A 25727-nucleotide genomic window follows, 5' to 3' on the forward strand; every position below is an offset into this window, starting at 1 on the left:
ATAACTTCTGCTTAAAAAGCTGCGTGCTACGAGCGTGGCTTTTTAAAAAACTTTTAAAATAAATGTTTAGTTAATTTATGATTAAGCATTTATAAAAACAAAGTTGAGTAAGATATTTCTTACATTTATACTTTGTAATGATTAAATTGGTAAGAATTGAGGAGCTTATCAATTTATAAGCCGCACATCTAGTGCGGCTTTTTTATATAATTCTATTTTGTACCTCTAGCGGGATAGGATTCTTCTAAAACAAAGTCAATTGATTTTAAAAATTTCTCAAGATCGGGTCTGGCAAAAGGCATAGTTTGAATAGACGAACAATATAAGCTGCCGTCTTTTTTAATAAGGAATAGTCCTGGTTCTGAAAAAACATCTGGTTCTGCATCTTTTATAGCTTCAGAAATGTATAAGCCCCATTCTCTGGCGGTTGCTTCAGAAATTCCATACGCTAGCGGTAAGGTCTCTATATCCCATTTTTCAGCAGAAATTTTTGCTCTTTTTTCAGTATCCATACTAAGCGCTAGAACATTTACACCACGTTCTGAATAATCATCTAATAAAGTAGTAAGCTTCTCTAAATACGATTTGCAAACAGGGCAATGCAAGCCTCTATAAAAAATTAATAGTGTGAAATTTTTAGGATCTTGTTTTGCTAATTCCCATTTTGTACCATTTATTAAATCTACTTGTAAAGACGGAACTTTGTTCTTAGGTTGTATCATAATTTTTTCTTTTAAAGATAAAGATATGATGCGCCAAGCAATCACAATAGGCTGCTAAAACTTGTTAAACTATTTGTAAATGATGTATAGTCTCTCTTATGTTGGCTAACTACATAAAATTAAATTTAGTCTTTAACCGGGTATCCTAATTTTCTTCGGAGTTCATTTTTTTGCTCTTCAGTTAATCCAGGATTGTTCCATGTAATATCATATTTAAAATCGGTAATTTTTAAGGTCCTCTTTAACCCATTTTTATTTTCAACAATAATCTTTTTTGGCTCACAGTTTTCCACATAAACTTCCAGATTATTTAAAGAGGAGAAATCATTAGCATATCCTTGAGCTCCATAATTAAAATTTCTGATAACGTCAAAATCAGTTTTTCGATAAATCTTGTCTACACAATATTTATAAGTTCCATTGGCCACTATGGTGTAGGTGTCTAGAATATTTCCAGAATTTAAATAGCCATCGAAAATGGATTTGGCTGGAATTTTTTCTGAATATTTTGATAACCCATTATTACTGTTATTTAGGTAAACAGTATACATTTTATCGAAATCACTTTTCGAAAATTCTACATAATCATATTCTGTTACTCGTATTTTAGCTCCTTCATTTTTATAATGTGTATTTTTTATTTGGTATTTGTTGCTTGTGAAACCAGGAGTTAGCACTTTTATAATATGCTCTAAATGGGAACCATCTTTATAAGCTAAGGAGTATATCGGACTGTTGCCGTTGGTAATACCTTGATAAAAGTATTCGTCTGTAATTTCGTTGCTGCTTAATTTTTTTAGCGCAAGATTTCTCCCTGTGTCAAATTCAGACTTAGATTCCTCTCGGTATAAACGATTGTAAAGCGTTAAGAAATTGGTGCTTTCGGGTTGAAAAGTCAGATAATATCCATAATAACCCATCATTGTTAATTCTATGTCAGAATCAGAATACAAATTGGAAGCCGCCATAGTAACCGCATACAGATCGCTAGTTGCTATTGGGCTATAATCAAAGAAATTAGTTTTTAATTCCATCAAGACTTTTATCGATTTTTCACTTCTTTCTTCGTTATCAATTTCTTCAAGCCGTGAATTGGAAGGTCTGTTGTGTGTAAGGAATGGATAAAATGCTATAAATCCCGCCAGACTGGTAGTGGTGGTACAATCGCTGTCGTTTAAGGAACACACGCGAAACCGATGGTAGTTTTTATCGAACCATTTATTAAAAAAATCATAGTATGCATCCAAATTATCTTCATCGTAGGCCTCGGGATGTTCTACATCTATCACATCTTCAATAAACTCTTCGAACGTATATAGTTCCTTAAATATATTAGGTTGGGTTCCGTTTACGGTAATTAGCAATGTTTTATCCTTTTCGTAACTGGCTCGTGACAAAGGATTGTCTAAAAATTGCGCTAACGTTGGAGACTGACCTGTCGCATTGGCGAACATAAAAAGAGAAAAAAAACAAAGAAGATAATTCCTGCTGAAATTCATAATTGAATATTTAATAGTTGAACCTTATAAAAGTAAACATTAAATTAAGAATAAGAGATCATGAATTTGAATGTATAACACTTTGTATATTTGTGATATGAATGAAAACTTAGATGCAACCGGTGAAAATTTTACGCCACAGGATCTTGATGTAGAAAAAAAGCTGCGTCCTATTACTTTTGAAGATTTTACAGGGCAAGATCAAGCATTAGAGAATCTTCAAATATTTGTGCAGGCTGCTAACTTGCGAGGGGAAGCACTAGATCATACCTTATTTCACGGACCTCCCGGTTTAGGAAAAACAACATTAGCACACATTCTAGCTAATGAGTTGGAAGTTGGAATTAAGGTAACTTCTGGTCCTGTTTTAGACAAGCCAGGAGATCTGGCAGGACTATTAACCAACCTCGAAGAAAGAGATGTTTTGTTTATCGATGAGATTCATCGGTTGAGTCCCATCGTGGAAGAGTATCTGTATTCTGCTATGGAAGACTACAAGATCGATATCATGATCGAAACGGGACCCAATGCGCGTACAGTACAAATTCATTTAAACCCCTTTACTTTAGTAGGAGCGACCACCCGATCGGGATTATTAACAGCCCCAATGCGGGCACGATTCGGAATTGCTTCCAGACTACAGTATTACACCAATGAGCTGCTTACCACTATTATTCAGCGTAGTGCTGGTATATTAAACATGCCTATTACGATGGAAGCAGCTATCGAAATTGCAGGAAGAAGTAGAGGAACACCGCGTATTGCAAATGCTCTATTAAGACGAGTTCGTGATTTTGCGCAAATTAAAGGAAATGGCACCATCGATATTAAGATGGCGAAATTCTCATTAGAAGCACTCAATGTAGATGCTCATGGTCTCGATGAAATGGATAATAAAATTCTTCGTACGATCATTGAAAAATTTAAAGGAGGACCTGTTGGAATTACCACAATTGCCACGGCTGTTTCTGAAAGCCCTGAAACCATCGAGGAAGTGTACGAACCCTTTCTAATTCAGCAAGGGTTTATTATGCGAACTCCACGAGGTAGAGAGGTTACCGAAGCTGCGTATACTCATTTAAAAATAGTGAAAGGACCAACACAAGGAGGGTTGTTTTAAGATGAATAAAAAAAGCATTCCTACCGTATCTTCATTTCGATTTGTACAAAATGCACTCCGAATTCTAAAAAATCCGTTGCCATTTCATCACGAGAATTTTGAAAAACATGGCGATACTTTCAGATTGCATTTGGGGTTTGGTAAATATGTGTATTTCTCCCGAGATGCCGGTTTGGCGCAATATGCCCTTCAGAAAAATCAAAAGAATTATACCAAATCAAAGATTCAAACCAAGAATCTGGCAAAATATGTAGGAAAAGGGTTGCTTACTTCGGAAGGCAAACATTGGAAAAAACAACGAAAATTAATTCAACCTGCCTTTCATAAAAAACAACTGGCACAACTTATCGGCACCCTAGAGGAAGCCATTTCAACAGAACTGAACAGGGTCACCACCGAAGCCCCTTTAGATATCTTTCCACTATTTAATGACCTTGCCTTTAAAACAGTGGTAAAATCACTCTTTAGCAATGCAGTAAGCGAAGAAAAAATAACAAAGTTGCAGCACATTACTGAAGCTGCACAACGAATGTTGGTTAAAGAATTACGACAACCGTATTTATTATGGTGGTTTCGTATAAGTGGTAAGCTAAAAAAGAACCTAGACGGCACGCTTGAGGCCCGTGAAATACTACGTGAACTTATTCAAACAAGAAGAGAAAGTGGACAACGGCAAGACGATCTCCTTGATATGTTGTTGGATGCAGAGTATGAAGATGGTTCTAAAATGAGTGAGAAACAACTCATCGACGAAATTCTTATTCTATTTACAGCTGGACACGAAACCACATCGAATGCCCTCACGTTCTGTTGCGAATTGCTCGCCCGTCATCCCGAAGCACAAGAAAAGATAATTTCTGAAGTACAAAAGGCAAGAAATACAAGTGAAACACTTATCGAGTTTATTCAGACGTGTCCGTATACGAAACAGGTGATCGAAGAAACCATGCGTTTATATCCACCTGCCTATTTTATAGACCGTTTAAATCTTGAAAGTGATACTTTTAAAGAAATGAAAATTCCAAAAGGAACCAATCTTCTGTTTTCTATCTTTGAAATTCATAGAAATCCGAATTTGTGGGAAAGTCCCGAAGCATTTAGACCCGAACGTTTTGCAGAAGGAAACAGCCTGTTGTATTCGGCAAATTACTATCCTTTTGGTGCTGGTCCTAGAATGTGTATCGGAAACAATTTTGCTATGTTCGAAATGATTTTAGCTATCGCGATGTTAATGGAGCGTTTTAAAATAAAGCCTAAAGAAACATCCATTCAAATTTTACCGCTTATTACCTTAAAACCAAAAGAAGCGATTTTAGAATTTCAGAAGAGATAATTTTTATTTTTAAATTATTACCTCCCAAATGTTTGTAATGAAAAATACTGCAAAACATACACAGCTTATTAAAGCAGAAGCGAAACGCTTGGGTTTTCTCTCTTGTGGTGTTTCGAAAGCAGGATTTTTGGAGGAAGAAGCACCGCGATTAGAACGCTGGTTAACAAACAATCAGCATGGAGAAATGGCGTATATGGAAAACCATTTCGATAAGCGATTAGATCCTACCAAATTAGTACCCGACTCTAAATCAGTAGTGTCTCTTTTACTGAATTATTTTCCTTCGGAAGTGCAGTATGAAGATTCGTATAAACTTTCAAAATATGCCTACGGAACCGACTATCATTTTGTGATTAAAGACAAACTGAAGCAGTTATTAGCATTCATTCATGATGAGATCGGAGATGTACACGGAAGAGCTTTTGTAGATTCTGCTCCCGTTCTCGATAAGGCTTGGGCAGCAAAAAGCGGACTAGGATGGATTGGGAAGCACAGCAATTTGTTGACCAAACAAGTAGGCTCGTTCTATTTTATAGCAGAACTTATCATCGATCTAGATTTGGAGTATGATTCTCCAGTTACCGATCACTGTGGAAGTTGTACTGCCTGTATCGATGCGTGCCCCACACAAGCCATCGTGGAGCCTTATGTGGTCGATGGCAGTAAGTGTATTTCCTATTTTACTATTGAATTAAAAGATGCATTACCCAATGCTATGAAAGGAAGTTTCGATGATTGGATGTTTGGTTGCGATGTGTGTCAAGATGTATGCCCTTGGAATCGTTTCAGTAAAGCACATAAAGAACCACTTTTTAACCCAAATCCTGAATTATTATCTATGTCGAGGCAAGATTGGGAAGAAATCACGAAAGATGTTTTTCAGAAATTATTTAAAAAAAGTGCAGTAAAGAGGACTAAATTTGAAGGCTTACAACGAAATATCTCGTTCTTGAAAGATTAACGATGAATGTTTTCCTATATCGGGGAAGCTGCTAACTTTGTAACTTATAAACCAACTTCACTATGAGCAAAGAAAGAATGCGCCGCGAGGCCTTGCTATATCACGCCAAACCGAAACCGGGAAAAATTCAGGTAGTTCCAACCAAAAAATATGCGACACAAAGAGATCTCTCTCTGGCATACTCACCCGGAGTGGCAGAACCTTGTCTTGAAATTGAAAAGGACGTAAATAATGTTTATAAATACACAAATAAATCAAATCTAGTAGCCGTAATTTCTAACGGTACAGCTGTACTTGGATTAGGAAACATAGGTCCCGAAGCTTCCAAGCCAGTCATGGAGGGGAAAGGATTGCTTTTTAAAATCTTTGCCGACATCGATGTATTCGATATTGAGGTGAATACCGAAAATGTAGAAGAGTTTATAGCAACCGTACGTAACATTGCACCAACTTTTGGCGGGATTAATTTAGAAGATATCAAAGCACCAGAAGCCTTTGAAATTGAAAAACGGTTAAAAGAAGAATTAGATATACCTGTAATGCACGATGATCAGCATGGTACAGCAATTATTTCTGCCGCTGCGTTATTAAATGCATTAGAATTAACCAATAAAAAAATCGAAGAAGTACGAATTGTTATTAGTGGCGCAGGAGCAGCTGCTGTTTCGTGTACTAAGTTATATAAGGCATTTGGCGCAAAAGCTGAAAACATTGTTATGCTCGATAGCAAGGGAGTTATTCGAAAAGACCGAGATGAACTTTCCGAAGAAAAATCTGAGTTTGCTACCGCTAGAAAGATCGATACATTAGATGAAGCGATGAATGATGCCGATGTATTTGTAGGACTTTCTATTGCAAATATTGTAACTCCAAAAATGTTGCTTTCTATGGCTGCGAATCCCGTGGTCTTTGCGATGGCGAATCCCAATCCAGAAATAGCGTACGACCTAGCGATAGACACGCGGGAAGATATTATTATGGCAACTGGTCGAAGCGATCATCCAAATCAAGTGAATAATGTTTTAGGGTTTCCGTTTATATTTCGCGGTGCCTTAGATGTGCGTGCTACAAAGATCAACGAAGCAATGAAGATGGCGGCTGTAAAAGCGCTAGCAGATCTCGCAAAAGAAATGGTGCCTGAGCAGGTAAATATTGCTTATGGGGAAACCAAACTAAATTTCGGAAGAGAGTATATTATTCCAAAACCTTTTGATCCTAGGTTAATAGCAACCGTTCCGCCAGCTGTAGCAAAAGCAGCTATGGAAAGTGGTGTCGCTACCGAACCGATTACCGATTGGGAAAAGTACAGAGATGAATTGTATGAGCGCATGGGAAGTGATAATAAGATCATTCGCTTGCTTATGAACCGTGCTAAATTAAATCCGAAGCGAATTGTTTTTGCTGAAGCTGATCATCTAGATGTATTAAAAGCCGCTCAAATAGTGCATGATGAAGGTATTGGTATTCCAATTCTATTAGGTCGCAAAGAGATTATTTTAGAATTAATGGCACAAATCGAGTTCGAGGCAGAGGTAGATATTATCGACCCTAAAAGTGATGAACAAACAGAGACCTTAAATGCGTATGCTCAAACGCATTGGGAGAATAGAAGAAGAAGCGGAATTACGTTATATGATGCGCAAAAGATCATGCGAGAACGTAATTATTTTGCATCAATGATGGTTAATGAAGGTGATGCCGATGCCATGATATCGGGCTATTCTCGCTCATATCCTTCTGTTGTAAGACCAGTACTGGAAACCATTGGTAGATTTGAAGGAGTAAATAAAGTGGCAACAACCAACTTGATGTTAACAAAACGAGGGCCTTTGTTTATATCAGATACTTCTATTAATATTGATCCTACCGCAAAAGAATTAGCCAAAATCGCTCAAATGACTAATTATACAATGAAGATGTTTGGTCTTGAGCCGGTAATCGCAATGATCTCTTATGCCAATTTTGGTTCTTCTAAAGATCCACATGCTACAAAAGTGCGGGAAGCGGTTTCTTATTTGCACCGTTCTAATCCGGATATGCATGTAGATGGTGAGCTTCAAACAGACTTTGCTTTAAATCCAGAAATGCTTCGGAAGAAATTTCCTTTTTCTAAGTTGGCAGGAAAGAAAGTCAACGCATTAATTTTCCCAAATTTAGATTCAGCAAATAGTAATTATAAATTATTGAAAGAGCTTAATAATGTTGAATCTATTGGACCTATCATGTTAGGAATGAGAAAACCTGTTCATATTTTGCAGTTAGGTGCCAGTGTGGAAGAAATCGTAAACATGGCAGCGGTTGCAGTAGTAGATGCTCAACAAAAAGAGAAGCGAAAAAACATTGCAGATTTGCAAGAATAATCCCTTTAAATATTAACTATTTTCAAGGCTCGTGTCTCTAATTATTTATGCTATATTTGACCCTTTAACCTTTTGTTAACTTATGATAACCCACATTCAGGGAAGAGTAGTCGAAAAAAACCCCACTCACGTTGTTATTGATTGTAATGGAGTAGGCTATTTTATTCATATTTCCCTTCATACTTTTTCTCAACTTTCAGATAATGAAAACCTTCGTTTGTACACACATCTGCAAGTTCGAGAGGATGCACACACGTTGTATGGTTTTTCAGGGGTAGCAGAACGTGAAATATTTAGATTGTTAGTATCGGTTTCTGGAATAGGAACCAATACAGCAAGAACGATGTTGTCTTCTTTGTCACCCGAGCAAGTGAAAGAAGCGATTGCTTCGGGGGATGTGGCGACCATACAGTCGGTAAAAGGAATTGGAACCAAAACAGCACAGCGGGTTCTTATCGATCTAAAGGATAAAATCTTAAAAGTGTATGGGATGGATGATGTTTCTGTTTCTCCAAGCAATACGAATAAAAATGAAGCGTTATCAGCTTTAGAGACTTTAGGGTTTGTTCGAAAACAAGCAGAGAGAGTCTGCGATGCAATCGTGAAGCAGGATCCGCAGGCATCGGTAGAAACAATTATTAAACAGGCTTTAAAAAAATTGTAAAAATTGGGCGCAAAAAATTACGTTTATAACACCGGCTTTTTCAAGCATTTTTTCATATTAAGTATAATTTTAGGAGGTTTTAATCTCGCATATGCGCAGGATTCTACCAGTACAGGTGTCTCAATGGGACGTATCGACCTGCCTAATCCACCAAGTATTCAGGATTCTTACGAATACGATCCTATTACAGATAGGTATATTTATACACAGACCTTAGGGGACTTTAATATTTCATATCCCATAATTCTAACTCCAGAAGAATATCAGGCACTTATTCAGAAGGAACAGATGAAGGCGTATTTTAAAAATAAGATCGATGCTGCAGATGGACGAAAAGAAGGATCGGAAGAATTACAAAAGAATTTGCTACCTACCTTCTATGTAAATTCTAGCTTTTTTGAAGATGTTTTTGGCGGGAGTACTATCGAAGTAATTCCTCAAGGTTCTGTAGAAATGGATCTTGGATTGCTCTTTACAAAACAAGATAACCCTGCTTTTTCTCCTAGAAACAGAAGCAATCTTTCTTTCGATTTTGATCAACGAATTAGTTTAAGTTTGTTAGGAAAAGTAGGAGAACGTTTACAGGTAAATGCAAATTACGATACACAATCTACGTTCGATTTTCAGAACCAAATAAAATTAGAATATACCCCTACAGAAGACGATATTATTCAAAAAATTGAAGTAGGTAATGTGAGTCTTCCATTAAATAGTTCTCTTATACAAGGAGCCCAAAGCTTATTTGGAGTTAAAACGGAGCTTCAGTTTGGTAAAACCAGAATTACAGGAGTTTTTTCTGAACAAAAATCAGAAAGTCGAACCGTTGTTGCAGAAGGTGGGGCAACTATCACCGATTTCGAATTATTCGCTTCAGAATACGACGAAAACCGTCACTTCTTTTTGGCACACTACTTTCGCGACAATTACAACAATGCCTTGACGCAGTATCCATTTATCAATTCCAACGTACAGATCACACGAATGGAAGTGTGGATTACCAATCGTACCAATCGCACCGATAACGTTAGAAATATTGTTGCTATTCAAGACCTTGGAGAATCGAATGGTGAAAATATTGGTTTAGACGTTATTCCGCCTGGCTTTATTAATACCGCTCCAGGAGCTTTTCCAAACAACAGTAATAACGATTTTAACCCACTAGGGATCGATGGTCCGCAGCAAAGTGTTTTAAATCCTGCGATACGTGATATCGCTACAGTACGCCAAGGATTCGGTTCGGTACAGGTAAATGAGGGAGTCGATTATGTATCGCTTGAAAATGCACGTCGTCTAGAACCTTCAGAATATAACCTTAATTCTCAATTGGGGTATATTTCCTTGAATCAGCGACTTACCAATGATGAGATTTTAGGGGTATCCTTTCAGTTTACTGTAAACGGTCAAGTATATCAGGTAGGAGAGTTTTCTACCGATGGTGTCGATGCCACAGGGGAATCAACCCCTAATCCAGATCCTGATGAACCACCTATTGGAGGATTGCCACAAAACTTGGTGGTTAAAATGTTAAAAAGTAATATCACTAATGTGCAGGAGCCAATTTGGGATTTGATGATGAAAAACATTTATTCGTTAAATGCTTTTCAATTAGAAAAAGAAGATTTTAGATTAAACCTTTTATATACCGATCCGTCACCCATAAATTATATTACGGCGGCCGATGGAAGTCCAGCTTTTCCAGCGCAACCTTTGCCCGACGATGTAGACAATACCATCTTACTTAATGTATTTAATCTTGATCGCCTAAACTTCAATAATGATGTACAACGAGGGGGAGATGGATTTTTCGATTTCTATCCTGGCATTACGGTCGATACACAAAATGGGCGTATTATCTTTACCAGTGTTGAACCCTTTGGAGAATACCTTTTTAATAAATTAGACAACGATACAAATGGTGGGTCTTATGACATGCCAGCAACCTATAATGCCAACCAGAACCGCTATGTTTTTAGACAGTTATATACTACTACAAAAATACAAGCAGAGCAAGAAGCAAGTGATAAAAATAAGTTTCAATTAAAGGGACGTTATAAGTCCACCGGATCAGACGGAATTCCAATTGGAGCTTTTAATGTACCACAAGGTTCGGTAACCGTAACTGCCGGAGGCCGACAGCTGGTAGAAGGAGTAGATTATACGGTAAATTATCAATTGGGGCGCGTTCAAATTCTAGATCCTGCGTTACTAAACTCAAATACTCCAATAAATATTACTACCGAAAATACCACGTTATTCGGTCAACAAACAAAGCGATTTACGGGATTAAACGTAGAACATCAATTTAGCGATAAATTTCTTATTGGTGCGACTTATTTAAATCTGAATGAGCGTCCGTTAACGCAAAAATCATCCTACGGAGTAGAGCCTATCAATAACACAATATATGGGTTAAACTTAAATTATTCTACTGAAGTTCCTTTCTTAACAAGGTTAGTGAATAAGCTTCCTAACATTGATACAGACGTTGAATCGAATGTGTCTCTTCGAGGGGAATTTGCTTATTTGCAGCCAGGGGCTCCAAAAGTGTCCGATTTCGACGGAAAAACGACCGTATATGTAGATGACTTTGAAGCATCTCAGACATCTTTAGATATAAGCTCGCCTATAACGTGGTATTTAGGAAGTACCCCTTTAGAGTTTTACGATGAAAATGATTTTAGCAATCCGTTAGCATATAACTACAACCGAGCAAAATTAGATTGGTATACAATTGATCCTATTTTCTATAGTAGTCAACGCCCAGATGGAATTACCGATGAAGACCTGTCTTCTCCTTTTGCTAGACGGGCTTTCAGAAATGAAATTTTTCCATTACAAGACATCGTACAAGGACAAACACAGGCGTTATTTACCTTAGATCTTGCGTACTATCCAGGGGAAAGAGGACAGTATAACTTTAATCCAGAAGCGCTACAAGATGGTGACCCAAATACACTTCCAAATCCAGAAGATCGATTTGGTGGAATTATGCGACAGTTAACCACAACAGATTTTGAACGTTCTAACGTAGAATATATTCAGTTTTGGGTATTAGATCCTTATTATCATGATGATACAATTAATGATGATGGATACATTACTTTTAACTTAGGGAACATTTCCGAAGATATTGTAAAAGACGGGAGAAAACAATATGAGAATGGATTGCCGCAAGATGGTGGAACCACAAACACCATTCGAACCGAAGTTGCCCGCGTTCCTACAAACCAGTCGTTGGTGTATACGTTCGATACAGAGGGGCAGGAGCGAATTAATCAAGATGTTGGTTATGATGGTCTTAATGATGCACAAGAATCCTCGAATGGAAGTTTTCCAGGAGTAGATGCTATTTTATCTGGTTTTGCAGGTACTCCCGATCCTGCTCGTGATAACTACCAGTATTTTCTTCAAACACAAGGAAATATTGTTGAACGCTATCGGCAATACAATGGTTCGGAAGGAAACTCTCCAGTGGATGTAACGAATAACGATCGAGGGAATTCTGCACAACCCGACGTAGAAGATATTAACCGTGATAATTCGATGAATACCATCGAAACCTATTTCGAATATGAAATTCCGATCTATCGAGGTATGAGTCCATTAAACAATACACAAGCAAATGGAGCTGCTCAAGATTATATTACCGATGAGAAAATACTAACCGTTACTACCGAAGATAATCAAGAATTACCCGTGCACTGGGTACAATTTAAAATTCCAATTAGTGAACCGGATAATGCAGTTAATGGAATTTCAGACTTTAGATCTATTCGTTTTATGCGAATGTATATGTCGCAGTTTGAACAACCTACTGTATTGCGTTTTGGTACATTAGAATTAATTAGAGGTGATTACCGTCGTTATACGCAGACATTGCAAGATAACATGGAAGATCCCGATAATGATGATACAGTTTTTGAAGTAGAAGCGATTAATATTGAAGAAAATAGCAATCGTGTGCCTATTCCTTATGTATTACCTCCGGGATTGGTTCGAGAAGAACTAAATAACAATAACAATATTATTCGACAGAATGAACAATCATTATTACTTCGGGCTTGCGGTTTAGAGCCAACCGATGGTCGTGGAGTGTATAAGAATTTTAATGTGGACATGCGTCAGTACAAAAACCTAGAAATGTTTGTACATGCCGAAGCGATTGCAATGGAAACATCCCTCATGGATGATGAAATGGTTGCGTTTATTCGATTAGGAAATGATCTTTCTGAAAACTTCTACGAGATTCAATTGCCGTTAAAAGTAACTCCTGCTAATGCTTCTACCCCTGAAGCTATTTGGCCAGCAGAAAACCGGATCAATTTACCCTTAGAATTACTTCAAATCGTAAAAACAAGATCACAAGGAACAGGAAATGGTGGAACTCTAGATGCTAATGGAATACGTTTCTTTAATCAAGATGATCCTGAGCTTGATCCTGATTTCAGTGGACCACAAAGTCCAATGCGTATAGGAATTAAAGGAAATCCAAGTTTTGGAGCGGTTCGAACTATTATGCTAGGTGTTAAAAATACAGATGCAACGAACGGTGATATTTGTGGAGAGGTATGGTTTAATGAATTGCGACTTTCAGAATTAGAAAATCAGGGAGGTTGGGCTGCTGTTGCAAGTATGGATGCCAATCTTGCTGACTTTGCTACGGTTAGTGCTACAGGAAGACGAAGTACTGTAGGATTTGGTTCTATCGAACAAGGTCCTAATCAGCGTAGTCGTGAAGATGTGCAGCAATACGATGTAGTTACCAATGTGAATCTTGGACAATTGCTTCCGAAGAAATGGGGAATTCAACTGCCTTTTAACTACGGAAGATCTGAAGAACAAATTACACCAAAATACGACCCATTCTTGGATGATATCGAATTAGATACCAATATCGATAATGCAGATCCGGAAGATAAAGACGAGATAAAAGAACGAGCGATCGATTATACAAAGCGGCAGAGTATTAACTTTATTGGAGTTCGTAAAGAACGAACAGGAGAAGCAAAACCTAAATTGTATGATGTTGAAAACCTAACGCTTTCTTATTCGTACAATCAAACCGATCATCACGATTTTGAGATTGAAGATGCGGTCGATCAAAATGTTCGAGTAGGTGCAACTTATGCCTACGGATTTACACAAAAACCAGTTGAACCTTTTAAAAAGAACGATTCTTTATTTACTGGAAAATACTGGCAATTTTTGAAAGACTTGAACTTTAACTATGTACCAACAAACATTTCGGTAAGTTCCAACATTATTCGTCAGTACAACGAACAGAAATTCCGTGAGATCGATCGTCCGGATGGATTTATTCCTACCCCGGTCTTGTACCAACGAAATTATTTATTCGACTGGCAGTATACCATTAATTATAACCTTACAAAGTCGCTTCGATTTAACTTTAACTCGGCGAACAATCGCATCGTTAATAATTACTTGAATCCAGATCTTACTGTAGATAACGAAATTGGTATTTGGGATGGCTTTTTCGATGTAGGTACTCCAAATCAACACTTTCAGTCCCTTCAGTTAAATTATGATCTTCCATTTGCGAAGTTTCCATTCTTGAAGTTTATTCGAGCCACTTATTCGTATACCGGTGATTTCCAATGGCAAGATAGTAGTGATCTTTTTGATAATATCACACTCGAGAATCCGAACGGAAATGGAACTCGAACCTACGATCTCGGAAATTCAATTCAGAATGCGAATACACATCGTATCAATTCTAGCTTCGATTTAAACAACCTGTACCGTTATATCGGTCTTACTAAAATAAAAAAGAGTAAAAGAAATACACAAGGTGAAAATAATGGCGGCTCTTTAAATGGAGCTAATAATGCAGGCTCATTAAAAGGGAGAACTGGTGGCGATGATAAGGAGATTAATGCTGCTAAATCAAGATTGTCATCAAATAGCGATATTAGTGCTGCTAAAGATCGCGCACAAGCAGGCGCAAATTCTGAGGTTGGATTAAGTGGTGGAGATCAAGCTATAAATACTTTAATTGGATTAATAACTTCAGTGAAGAAAATTCAATTAAATTATCAAGAAAATAATGGTATTTATCTTCCGGGATATACTCCATCTATTGGTTTTATTGGAACACTAAAACCTACTACAGCATTTACCTTTGGAAGTCAAGCAGATGTACGTGAGATGGCAGCCAGGAAAGGATGGCTCACAATATATCCAGCTTTTAATGAACAGTATACTGAAGTAGAAAATAGACAATTAGATGTTCAAGCTAATATTGAGTTATTGCCAGACTTGAAAATTGATCTAAATGGAAGCAGAATTTATTCTGAAAATTATGCAGAAAACTACATAGTTGTTAACGGACTTTATAATTCTTTAGCTCCTAATACCTTCGGAAACTTCAACATTTCAACAATGCTTATTAAAACAGCATTTAGTCAAAGCGATGAAGAAAGTTCGGCTACGTTTGATGATTTTAGAACAAATAGATTAACAGTCGCAAACCGTTTAGCAAACGATTTTTACGGAACTTCAGATTTCCCTACAGATGAAGATGGCTTTCCTGTTGGTTTTGGTAAAACAAGTCAAGATGTTTTACTTCCAGCATTTGTATCTGCATACAAAGGAAGTAATGCATCGAAAGAAAAAACAGGAATATTTAGAGACATACCGCTACCCAATTGGGATATTAAGTATACAGGTTTAATGAAATTGGAATGGTTTAAAAAACGTTTCAAGAGGTTCTCTGTACAACATGGATATCGTGCTGGTTACACCGTAAATCAGTTTCAAACCAATTTAGATTATAATGAAAATGCCCCTGAGGAAGTAAACCAAGCTGGAGATTTTAAGAGCAGATTAGTATTGAGTAATGTAAATTTAACCGAACAATTCTCTCCACTTATACGTCTAGATTTTGAAATGAAAAACTCTATTAAAATTCTTGCAGAAATGCGAAGAGACAGAGCTCTTTCTTTAAGCTTTGCGAATAATTTACTAACAGAGATTAGAGGTAACGAGTTTATCGTAGGTCTTGGATACCGTATTAAAGACCTTAAGATTGGAACCAATTTCGGTGGAAAGAAAGCGATACTGAAGAGTGATCTCAACTTTAAGCTAGATCTTTCGAGAAGAGATAATATTACTATAATTCGCTATTTGGATATCGTAAATAATCAGACAACGGCAGGACAAACCATATATGGACTTCAGTTTACAGCAGATTATGCATTAACGAAGAATTTAACTGCATTGTTCTACTACGATCATACGTTCTCTGAATATGCAATATCAACAGCATTTCCACAGACTACGATTCGAAGTGGATTTACCTTACGATACAACTTTGGAAACTAAACAAAACACTTAATTACGCATCTTATTATGAATGTACCAGCCAATTTAAAATACACAAAAGACCACGAATGGGTGGCGATCGATGGTGATATTGCTACTGTTGGAATTACAGATTTTGCTCAAGGTGAACTTGGGGACATCGTTTATGTAGAAGTAGAAACAGTCGATGAAACTATGGATATTGAAGAAGTTTTTGGAACGGTTGAAGCCGTGAAAACTGTTTCAGATCTGTTTTTGCCGCTTTCGGGTGAGATCATTGAATTTAATGATAGTTTAGAATCTGAGCCCGAAAAAGTAAATACCGATCCTTATGGAGAAGGTTGGATGATAAAAATAAAATTATCGAAACCTGAGGAAGTAGAACAATTAATGGATGAAGCAGCTTATAAAGAACTTATCGGCGCCTAAATTCCTCCTTTTTTCTGGGATTGTATATACCCTCTTTATTACCTATTCTTTTCTCACTTCCACCAAAGGAATGCCTGTGATCCGCTTTTTTCTAGCAGATAAAGTAGTACATGTTTTAATTCATTTGGTTCTTGTATTTCTATGGTTGTGCGTATTCGCTAGATACAAGGGAGGCATACTGCGAAAGAAGAATTATGCTCTAGTTGCGACTTTTTGTGTAGGTTATGGCATAATTATTGAGATTTTACAAGGGATATATACCGTTTCCAGAGAGGCAGATATTCTTGATGTGTTAGCCAATTGTATTGGTACAGCACTTGGAATTATTCTATTCTTGCAAATAAGACAACGGTTTTACAATATAAACGTCTAATCGTTTTAAATTATAATTGTTTTTCTATATTTTAGCAACACTAAAAATACTCTATTATGAAACCTAAAAAGAATCCGAAGGCAGATCTAAGCCGGAGAAGTATGCTGTTCTTTCAGCTTGGGATGATCTTAATGCTATTCTTAGCATGGAGAGCCATCGAATATAAAACCTACGATCGTTCGCTAGCTACCGATACATTGGAAGTTTCTGATGAATTACTAGAAGAAATTCCAATTACACAGCAAATAACACCACCACCGCCACCGCCACCGCCACCACCAGCTCCTGAAGTGATCGAGGTAGTAGAAGATGAAGTAGAGGTGGAAGAAACCATTATAGAGTCTACAGAAACCAATCAAGAAGAAGAGATTGTTGAAGTAGAAGAGATTGTTGAAGCAGTTGAAGAAGAAATTGCTGATGTACCTTTTGCGGTTATTGAAAATGTTCCGGTATATCCTGGATGTGAAAGTGAGCCAAATAACTCAGCTAAGAAAAAGTGCATGTCTGAAAAAGTTCAGAAATTTGTACAGAAAAAATTTAACACAGAACTTGCTGGAGATCTAGGATTAGAGGGAAGACAACGTATCTCTGTTCAATTTAAAATCGATAAAAGTGGAAACATTGTAGATGTAAGAGCACGTGCACCACACCCAAGATTGGAACAAGAAGCAGTAGATGTTGTGAAAGCACTACCTAAAATGACTCCTGGGAAACAACGTGGAAAAGCAGTTGGTGTATTATATGCACTTCCGATTCTGTTTCAAGTTGAGTAATATTACATCCTAAAAAAATTTTTTTAAAACGCCTTCAATTTTGAAGGCGTTTTTTTTTGGCATAGCCCTTGTTATTCATAAGTAGTAGTAACCCTTAAACACCATGTCTTATGAAACCATCAGCACACGAAAGTAGCAACCACCAAGCAAACGTTCTTTCACCAAGGGAAGAAAAAAAGAAAACCAATATTGTCTGGAATTCACGATTGTTTTTTCAAATTGGATTAATAATGGGACTTCTAGCTACCTTTTTTATTATGGAAATGGATTTCGAAATTAAAAAGCGTACGTACACAGCCAAAGAGGGAATCACTATTGAAGAACCTGGTGTAGTACGATATACGCTCGAAAAACCAAAGCCAGTTCCTGTTAAAGAAAAGCAAGAAATAAAACCAAAACCAAGGAAGAAGGAAGTGGTTCTATCAGAAGTGATTAAAGTAGATCCTACTAACAGTAGTGAAACTGTAGAAACCGATGTTACAACCACAGACCAATCTTTAGTAGATACAGACGTGCCTGTAATAAATGCTCCAATAGTTCCGGAAGTATCTGAAAAACCTGGAAATATAATGGGAGTTGAATTCGCACCTGTGTTTCCAGGTTGTGAATCTGCTGCTACAAATCAAGAAAAGATTGCCTGTATGTCGTCAAAAGTGAGTGCGTTCATTTCTAAAAAATTTGATACTGAAAAGTTTAGCGGTTTAGATTCGGGGACAAAAAACATCACCGTACAATTCACCATAGACGCTTCGGGGTACGTAACCGATGTAAAAGCAAAAGCCGATAATGCATTGCTACAAAAAGAAGCAACCCGTGTGGTTGAAAAATTGCCTAAAATGCGACCGGGAAGACAAGGTATAACCAATGTGCCTGTTTTGTATTCGATTCCTATTCTATTTCGGATCGAATAAATAAGTATAAATACCTGCGAAAAGACATTCATTTCTTCGGAAGTAAATGTCTTTTTTATTTGTTTTTCTTCGGAAGGTGATTGCTATATTTACCTTGATAGGAATGCGTTGTAAAAAAACCGTATCTTTCGTCCTTAAAAAATGCCCTTTGCCCGATGAAGAACTTTCCCTGCCTTCTCTTTTTACTAGGCTCTTTTGTTGTTTTTGCTCAGAATCCAGTTTCTGAACTGGAAAAATATCCTGTTTTTGAAAGATGTTCAGAAAGCAGTATTAGTGACCTTGAATATTGTTTTAATTCGACGCTTCAGCAATTTGTTTATTCTAATTTTAAGGTTCCCGAAGTTGTTTCCGAAGAAACGTATTCTGGAAGCCTTACCGTACTTTTTGAAGTTTCAAAAGAAGGAGCTTTTAAAGTGCTGTATGTCGATGCCTTTTATGATGAATTAAAGGATGAAACAAGACGTGTCTTCGGGTTGCTTCCGAAGATCACTCCTGCTACGTATAATGGAAATCCTTCGTTTGTACAATTTACAATGCTTGTTTCTATTCCTCTAGTAGCTCCAGGAACGAAACCTATGGTTATAGAAGAAGTGAGTGAAACACATTCCGAAGAGAAAAAAGTGGATTCGCTCACAAATGAATATGACTCCCTAGAGAAATTTCCGTACGAAAACGAAGCATACTCGAGTAATATAAATATTCCGTTGTCGCACGAACAATATACGAGATTCGACCCTGCTTTGAATCGTGTAGGAATTAATAATCATACGGCTCAAAAGCCATACATTTATAGTGAAGTTAATAAATATTATGATTTTGAAGCTGAGAACAAACCCCTTTTAAAAAATAAAACAAGTTGGTTTGGGAGAAAGCTTTGGAACGAACACATGGTTACTCTTAAAGGAAAAGACTATTGGCTAACATTAGATCCGGGAGTCGACCTTCAAGTTGGTAAAGATACCGATGCTGATATTTCTACCTATAATAACACCCGACTGGCATATCTTCAAGGAGGGTTGGGGAAGAACATTAGTTTTTTTGCTGTAGTGTATGAAAGTCAAGGATCTTTTGCGGAATACTTTAATAGAACTACAAGATCGTTACGGCCCGATGGTGGAAATCCGGGAATCGTACCGGGTCGTGGAATTGCGAAAGAGTTTAAAGGAGACGATTTCGATTATCCGGTGGCGACGGGACATATTTCTTATTCACCTTCAAAATGGTTTAATGTGCAATTAGGACATGGAAAGAACTTTATTGGCGATGGATACCGCTCCTTATTAGTAAGTGATAATGCGAGTCCGTATCCTTTCTTTAAGCTGAATACTACTTTCTGGAAATTAAAATACACCAATACTTGGATGTCTCTTCGAGATGTTCGCCCAGAAGTAACGGAAGATGGTTCGTTTCGCACTAAATTCATCGCAAATCATTACTTAAGTTACAATGTGACGAAACGATTAAATATAGGTCTCTTTGAGTCTGTGATCTGGCAAAATGATAACGATCGCGGGTTTGACTTCAATTATATTAATCCGGTGATTTTTTACCGCGCCATAGAATTCTCAACAGGATCGCGTGGTGGAAATGCATTAATTGGTTTGAGTGCGAAATATAAATTTACCGATCAAGTGAATGCGTACGGACAATTAATCATCGATGAATTTTCTTCTGTTAATGTCTTTAACGGTGATGGAAGCTATAAAAATAAAACGGGTTACCAGATCGGACTTAAATATTACGACGCATTTAAAGTGAAAGGGCTTTACTTACAAGGTGAATACAATCGCGTGAGACCCTATACCTATTCGCATAATACTATTGTGCTGAATTACGGACATAACAATCAGTCGCTTGCGCACACCTTAGGAGCTAATTTTTCTGAATTTATTGCCATCGCACGATACAATCGAGGAAGGGTTTTTGGTGACTTGAAACTGATCTTCGCAAAACGTGGGTTCGAGTTTAATAATGATAAAGACGACTTTTTCTACGGAGCAGATATTTATGGGGATGAAGATAATAGAGTGAGAGATCTTGGTAATGAAGTAGCTCAAGGAAATACGACCGATTTCTTTCACGCAGAAATTGAAGCGGGGTATTTAATTAATCCGGCAACAAATTTAAAGATTTACGGAAGTCTTATTGTTCGAGATTTTAAACCAGAATCTTTTACCGTAGAAAATTTTAAAGACAATACTACTTGGTTTAATTTAGGGATTCGTACCGATCTTTTTAACTGGTATTACGATTTTTAAAGAATGTGTGTTAGTTCGCAATCTCGTTATAAATAACCTTTATTATTTTTTCGGTAGAAATAAATCCGTTGCCATACTCTTTTGCATCAAACTCAGCTGTAAGATCTTTCATGGCTAAAACCTCTTCTTCTGAAGCTCCAATTTCTACCGCTTCTGCAATTCTCGTTTTAATAGTTTCGAGCATATTCGCTGAAAACTGTACATCTGCCAACGTACCCGGGTCTCCATGTCCAGGAATAATCTTTGTGTCTTCATTACCGACCATAGCGATCTTTTTAAGAGCAGCAATGTATCCAGAAACACTCCCGCCATTATTGGTGTCTATATAGGGATACTTGCCGTTAAAGAAGACATCTCCAGTATGAATAACGTTGTTTTTGGTAAAATATACCACGGCATCACCATCGGTATGTGCGTTGTGTACATGGAATATAAAAATTTTATCTCCATTGTAATGAAACGTAATGTCTTCGGAAAAAGTAACAATTGGAAGCCCTTCTGAAGCTGTCTTTTCTGAAGCTTCTAAACGTTTTCGTACATTCTCTTGAGAAAAAATAGTCGTTCCCGTTTTTGCCATTTCAGTATTTCCTCCCGTATGATCTCCATGATGATGTGTGTTTAATAAAAATTCGACTGGTTGGGAGCTAATACTTTTAATAACCTCCATAACGCTGGGAATTCCTTCAGAAAACTGATCGTCTATCATAAAAACGCCATCGTCTCCAACGCTGAGCCCGATGTTACCTCCCTTATCTTGATACATAAAGATCGTTTCAGTAATAGGGATTAAATTAAATTCATTTTTTTCAGAAGGAATAGGCTGAGAAAAACTTGAAATAGTGCTACAGGTAACTACAATTAGAAAAGTAATTAAAGAGTATATGTGATTCATAATTAAGAATATTTAGTTTAATAAAGATACAGAAATTAAACAGGAAGATTGTGTAATATATATTGTGCAAAAAAGGGAGGAAACGTATCTTTGCACCCTCAAATAGAAAGCAGTAACGAGTGTAACTAACTGTTTTTTAAATTGAATAAAAAAAAACGAGTTTGTCCACAATCCAAACACCACCTATACAGACCTCCTTAGTTCGTAATTTTACCGATATTACGAAGATGCGCCTTTCGGTAAGTGTTGTTTTTTCTTCTGTTGCTGGATATTTATTGGGTGCTGAAACGATCGACTTTTATATTTTATTTCTTCTGTGCGTGGGAGGGTATTGTATGGTAGGAGCCTCCAATGTCTACAACCAAATTATTGAACGAGATCTGGACGCCTTAATGGATCGAACGAAAGATCGGCCTATTCCTGCAGGTCGTATGAGTGTTCGTTCGGCTTTTGTGGTAGCTAGTATCTTAACTGTTATTGGACTTGCAGTACTCTATAGTATTAATCCACAAACTGCGATGTTTGGTGCGATATCTATTTTTATGTACGTTAGTTTGTATACGCCCTTAAAGACCCGCACTCCACTTTCGGTTTTTGTGGGAGCTTTTCCGGGAGCGATTCCTTTTATGTTGGGGTGGGTTGCTGCTACTAACGATTTTGGTATTGAGCCAGGAACGTTATTTATGATACAGTTTTTTTGGCAGTTTCCACACTTTTGGGCGATTGGTTGGTTTTTGTTTGAAGATTATAAAAAAGGAGGTTTTTTTATGTTGCCCAATGGAAAACGTAATAAAGGCACCGCAATTCAAGTAGTGTTATACACTATATGGACAGTTTTATGTTCATTAATACCAGTTTTAGGAGTTACAGGAAGGTTGTATTTAACACCAGTGTCGGGAGTAATTATTGGACTCTTGGGAGTGGGATTATTGTATTATGCCATTCGGTTATATAAAGAACAAACCGATAAAGCTGCGAAACAATTAATGCTCGCAAGTGTAAGTTATATAACACTCTTACAGGTGATATACGTTATCGATAAATTTGTAAGATAGATACCTTCTGAAGTATTCGTGTTCAATGTGTGAAAAATTTTCAGAAGAAAAAATACGTGTTAAGACAGGAGCAAGAGTTTTTAAAAATTTAGAGAATCCTTTTAATGACAGGGTTTAGTTTGTAGAATACTAAGGAGTAGTGCACTTCTTTTTAAGATAGAAACATAATTTTAAAATAGAAGTATAAAATTATAGAAGTAACATGAGCATGGATTATACGCAAGGAAGTGAGGAGTTAAAGAATAACCGGGCAAAAAAAATGATGCTTTGGTTTGGTATGATAAGTTTAGGGATGAGCTTCGCTGGTCTTACCAGTGCGTATGTTGTAAGTAAAGAACGTCCCGATTGGTTGACCGATTTTGAAATTCCACAGGCATTTTATATTAGTTTAGTAGTGATATTACTTAGTAGTGTAACTATCCACTTGGCTAAAGGTTCGGTTAAAAAAGGAACTAATAAGATGGGGATGTGGCTTCTAATTGCTACTTTGTTGCTAGGAATTGCTTTTGTGTATTTTCAATTTGAAGGGTTTTCTCAGATTATTGAAAATGGATATTATTTCACTGGAAGTGAAAGCACGATTACGACCTCATTTATTTATTTGGTAGTATTAATGCACTTAGCGCACATTGCAGCAGGGCTTATCTGCCTTTTAGTTGTAATTTATAATCATTATAAACAAAAGTATAAAAACGGTAAAACCCTTGGAATTGAACTAGCTGCGACTTTTTGGCACTTTGTTGATATACTGTGGATTTACCTGTTTTTGTTTTTCTATTTTGTGAGATAAAAAAATACCGTATTTTTGAACCTTAAATAAAACCTAATTCTTTGTATGGAAGCTACTGTTGCTAAAACAGGTACCGAAGGAAAGACCTGGGGTGGTGGAAACCAGCCGTTAAGAGCCAGTTATGGTAAAATGATGATGTGGTTTTTCATCGTTTCTGATGCCTTAACTTTTTCTGGATTTCTTGCCTCTTATGGATTTTCAAGATTTAAATTCGTTGACGCCTGGCCAATTGCCGATGAAGTGTTTACTCACTTTCCCTTTTTACATGGAGTAGATGCTCCTATGTATTATGTGGCATTCATGACCTTTATACTTATTTTCTCTTCTGTAACTATGGTGTTAGCTGTAGATGCAGGACATAAAATGCAACAGAATAAAGTAATTATCTATATGTTTCTTACCATTATTGGAGGAGCGGTTTTTGTTGGTTCTCAAGCTTGGGAGTGGGCAACTTTTATAAAAGGTGATTATGGTGCGGTTGAAACAAAAGGTGGACGTATTCTTCAATTTTTAGATACCGAAGGAGAACGTGTAGCGATTGCAGATTTTGCAACTAATATTCCTACTTCTAGAGATGCTCATGTTGCTAAGAATGGTGTTTGGTATGAAGCTGAAGATACACAAAGCTCTTTTTCAGTAGAGGAAATTAAGGCGGGATTTTTAGCAAACGATAATTTATTGGTTAGAACCCAATATAAAGATGAAAACGGTCATCAAATCGTACTTTCGAGAGAAGAGTCGGTTCAGAAAATTATTAACGAATCAGCGTTCGTAGTTGAAGGAGCGAACTTAAAGCATAACGAATATGGACATCCGTTATTTGCAGATTTCTTTTTCTTTATCACAGGATTCCACGGTTTTCACGTATTCTCGGGAGTTCTAATTAATATTATAATTTTCTTTAACGTGGTAATAGGGACATACGAACGTAGAGGTAGCTACGAAATGGTAGAGAAAGTAGGTCTTTATTGGCACTTTGTCGATTTAGTTTGGGTATTTGTATTTACCTTCTTTTATCTTGTATAAGCAAAACAGTATTTAGAACATCATGGCACACGATCATAATTTAGCGATATTTAGAGGTACACTTAAATTTAAAAGTAACGTAGCAAAAATTTGGGGGGTATTTGTTTTTCTTTCCATTGTAACTATTATTGAGGTTGCACTAGGAATTGTTAAACCAGCATTCCTTATGGATCAAACCTTTTTAGCAATGAAATTGCTAAACTGGATCTTTATTATTTTAACATTGGTAAAGGCCTATTATATTACTTGGGACTTTATGCACATGCGAGATGAGAAATCTTCTTTACGACGCTCTGTGGTTTGGACAGCAATCTTCTTAATATGCTATTTAGTTCTTATTCTTCTTATTGAAGGGGACTATATTTATGAGGTATATAGAAACAACTATATAAAATTTAATTTTTAAGCAAAATTTGAAATAAGTAAGCCCTCCTAGTGAGGGTTTTTTTATGCGTGTAAGTGAATAGAAATCTCTCTTCAAAAGAGCGTATACTACGGGATACTTTATATTATAAAATTTAACGCTCAAACATTGCTTTTCCTTGCAGCCTCACTTATTTTTGCATTTAAATTGAAGCCTTCGTTATGAAAAAATATCTGGTGCTTGGTGTACTGTTTCTGCTTCCTATTACAGCATATATTTTTTTTGCTTCTGGAGTGAACAACTTTGCAAAACTACCTGTTGTTACAGCGAATGTTTCTGAAATTACTTCTTTTCAGACTTCCGAAGGCAATAAAGTGCAGTTAAAAAATAACATTACTGTCCTAGGTTTCTTCGGAAAAGACCTTCTGGCTAATAAAGCATATGCCTTTAATTTAGCTCATAAAATCTACGTGAAAAATCATCAATTCGAAGATTTTCAATTTGTAATTTTGTTGCCTGAAGGAAGCCAAGCTCAAGCAAAAGAATTAAAAGAAAAGTTAAGTGAAATTGAAAGTATGGATCGTTGGAAATTTGCTTTCGGTACTTCTGAAGAAATTGAAAAAACATTTAACTCGTTAGACACTAAGTATTCTTTAGACAACAATACTGCATCACCATTTGTATTTATTATCGACAAAGATCGCAATCTCCGCGGACGTAGCGACGATGAAGATGACGGGACACTCTATGGGTTCGATTCTAGAGATATTGCAGAAATTAATAATAAAATGACCGACGACATTAAAGTAGTGCTAGCCGAATATAGGCTGGCATTAAAGAAGAATAACAATGCAAGAAGAAAAATCTAACTCTTCAA

General features: G+C 36.7%; 19 protein-coding genes. 16 read left to right on the forward strand and 3 right to left on the reverse strand.

Annotated features, from left to right (window positions below; genetic code table 11):
- Positions 1 to 212: 212 nt before the first annotated feature.
- Together ULVI_RS07455 and ULVI_RS07460 are read right to left on the reverse strand one after the other, a co-directional pair.
- Positions 213 to 722 carry a redoxin domain-containing protein gene (locus ULVI_RS07455; protein ID WP_068591246.1) on the reverse strand — a complete coding sequence of 170 codons (510 nt, stop codon included), beginning with the start codon at positions 720 to 722 and terminating at the stop codon, positions 213 to 215.
- Between the two features lie 125 nt (positions 723 to 847).
- On the reverse strand, positions 848 to 2221 hold the full coding sequence (locus tag ULVI_RS07460; RefSeq protein ID WP_068591248.1) for a hypothetical protein: 1374 nt from the start codon (positions 2219 to 2221) through the stop codon (positions 848 to 850).
- A gap of 97 nt (positions 2222 to 2318) precedes the next feature.
- On the opposite strand from ULVI_RS07460, the gene ruvB reads away from it, so the two are divergent.
- The 11 genes from ruvB (at position 2319) to ULVI_RS07515 (ending at position 20723) form a co-directional block, all read left to right on the forward strand.
- A complete protein-coding gene (ruvB, locus tag ULVI_RS07465; RefSeq protein WP_068591447.1) occupies positions 2319 to 3341 on the forward strand; it encodes a Holliday junction branch migration DNA helicase RuvB in 1023 nt (340 codons plus the stop codon).
- Between the two features lies 1 nt (position 3342).
- Positions 3343 to 4674: a cytochrome P450 gene (locus ULVI_RS07470; protein WP_068591250.1), complete on the forward strand. Its 1332-nt coding sequence runs from the start codon at positions 3343 to 3345 to the stop codon at positions 4672 to 4674.
- A 37-nt stretch (positions 4675 to 4711) separates the two neighbouring features.
- Positions 4712 to 5635, forward strand: a complete 924-nt coding sequence (queG, locus tag ULVI_RS07475) for a tRNA epoxyqueuosine(34) reductase QueG (protein WP_068591450.1) — start codon at positions 4712 to 4714, stop codon at positions 5633 to 5635.
- 62 nt (positions 5636 to 5697) lie between these two features.
- The gene (locus tag ULVI_RS07480; RefSeq protein ID WP_068591252.1) at positions 5698 to 7995 is read left to right on the forward strand and encodes an NADP-dependent malic enzyme; all 2298 of its coding nucleotides are present in this window, start codon (positions 5698 to 5700) and stop codon (positions 7993 to 7995) included.
- Positions 7996 to 8077: 82 nt separating this feature from the next.
- Positions 8078 to 8659, forward strand: a complete 582-nt coding sequence (gene ruvA / locus ULVI_RS07485; RefSeq protein ID WP_068591253.1) for a Holliday junction branch migration protein RuvA — start codon at positions 8078 to 8080, stop codon at positions 8657 to 8659.
- Positions 8660 to 8662: 3 nt separating this feature from the next.
- A complete protein-coding gene (gene sov, locus ULVI_RS07490; RefSeq protein ID WP_068591255.1) occupies positions 8663 to 16000 on the forward strand; it encodes a T9SS outer membrane translocon Sov/SprA in 7338 nt (2445 codons plus the stop codon).
- A gap of 27 nt (positions 16001 to 16027) precedes the next feature.
- Positions 16028 to 16408: a glycine cleavage system protein GcvH gene (gcvH, locus tag ULVI_RS07495; protein WP_068591256.1), complete on the forward strand. Its 381-nt coding sequence runs from the start codon at positions 16028 to 16030 to the stop codon at positions 16406 to 16408.
- Positions 16374 to 16781 (forward strand): VanZ family protein, encoded by a 408-nt coding sequence (locus tag ULVI_RS07500; protein WP_068591258.1) that lies wholly within the window; start codon positions 16374 to 16376, stop codon positions 16779 to 16781. The genes gcvH and ULVI_RS07500 overlap by 35 nt, the downstream gene beginning before the upstream one ends.
- A 56-nt stretch (positions 16782 to 16837) precedes the next feature.
- Positions 16838 to 17554: an energy transducer TonB gene (locus ULVI_RS07505; protein WP_068591260.1), complete on the forward strand. Its 717-nt coding sequence runs from the start codon at positions 16838 to 16840 to the stop codon at positions 17552 to 17554.
- Positions 17555 to 17664: 110 nt separating this feature from the next.
- Positions 17665 to 18465, forward strand: a complete 801-nt coding sequence (locus tag ULVI_RS07510; RefSeq protein ID WP_068591262.1) for an energy transducer TonB — start codon at positions 17665 to 17667, stop codon at positions 18463 to 18465.
- 155 nt (positions 18466 to 18620) lie between these two features.
- Entirely contained in the window at positions 18621 to 20723 is a 2103-nt protein-coding gene (locus ULVI_RS07515) for a gliding motility protein RemB (protein ID WP_068591264.1), read from the forward strand.
- Between the two features lie 10 nt (positions 20724 to 20733).
- On the opposite strand, the gene ULVI_RS07520 is transcribed toward ULVI_RS07515, so the two are convergent.
- Positions 20734 to 21615 (reverse strand): MBL fold metallo-hydrolase, encoded by an 882-nt coding sequence (locus ULVI_RS07520; RefSeq protein WP_068591265.1) that lies wholly within the window; start codon positions 21613 to 21615, stop codon positions 20734 to 20736.
- Positions 21616 to 21776: 161 nt separating this feature from the next.
- Here ULVI_RS07520 and cyoE point away from each other — a divergent pair, with 161 nt between their 5' ends.
- The 5 genes from cyoE to ULVI_RS07545 all read left to right on the forward strand — a co-directional run bounded on the left by cyoE (position 21777) and on the right by ULVI_RS07545 (position 25719).
- The gene (gene cyoE / locus ULVI_RS07525; RefSeq protein WP_068591267.1) at positions 21777 to 22670 is read left to right on the forward strand and encodes a heme o synthase; all 894 of its coding nucleotides are present in this window, start codon (positions 21777 to 21779) and stop codon (positions 22668 to 22670) included.
- A 208-nt stretch (positions 22671 to 22878) separates the two neighbouring features.
- Positions 22879 to 23460: a cytochrome c oxidase subunit 3 gene (locus tag ULVI_RS07530; protein ID WP_068591269.1), complete on the forward strand. Its 582-nt coding sequence runs from the start codon at positions 22879 to 22881 to the stop codon at positions 23458 to 23460.
- A gap of 45 nt (positions 23461 to 23505) precedes the next feature.
- Complete coding sequence (locus ULVI_RS07535; RefSeq protein ID WP_068591270.1) at positions 23506 to 24486, forward strand: cytochrome c oxidase subunit 3; 981 nt, start codon at positions 23506 to 23508, stop codon at positions 24484 to 24486.
- A gap of 22 nt (positions 24487 to 24508) precedes the next feature.
- On the forward strand, positions 24509 to 24892 hold the full coding sequence (locus ULVI_RS07540) for a cytochrome C oxidase subunit IV family protein (RefSeq protein ID WP_068591272.1): 384 nt from the start codon (positions 24509 to 24511) through the stop codon (positions 24890 to 24892).
- Positions 24893 to 25071: 179 nt separating this feature from the next.
- On the forward strand, positions 25072 to 25719 hold the full coding sequence (locus tag ULVI_RS07545) for a hypothetical protein (protein WP_068591274.1): 648 nt from the start codon (positions 25072 to 25074) through the stop codon (positions 25717 to 25719).
- Positions 25720 to 25727 lie beyond the last annotated feature (8 nt).

Source organism: Cochleicola gelatinilyticus, from assembly GCF_001637325.1.
GTDB classification, from domain to species: Bacteria; Bacteroidota; Bacteroidia; order Flavobacteriales; family Flavobacteriaceae; genus Cochleicola; species Cochleicola gelatinilyticus.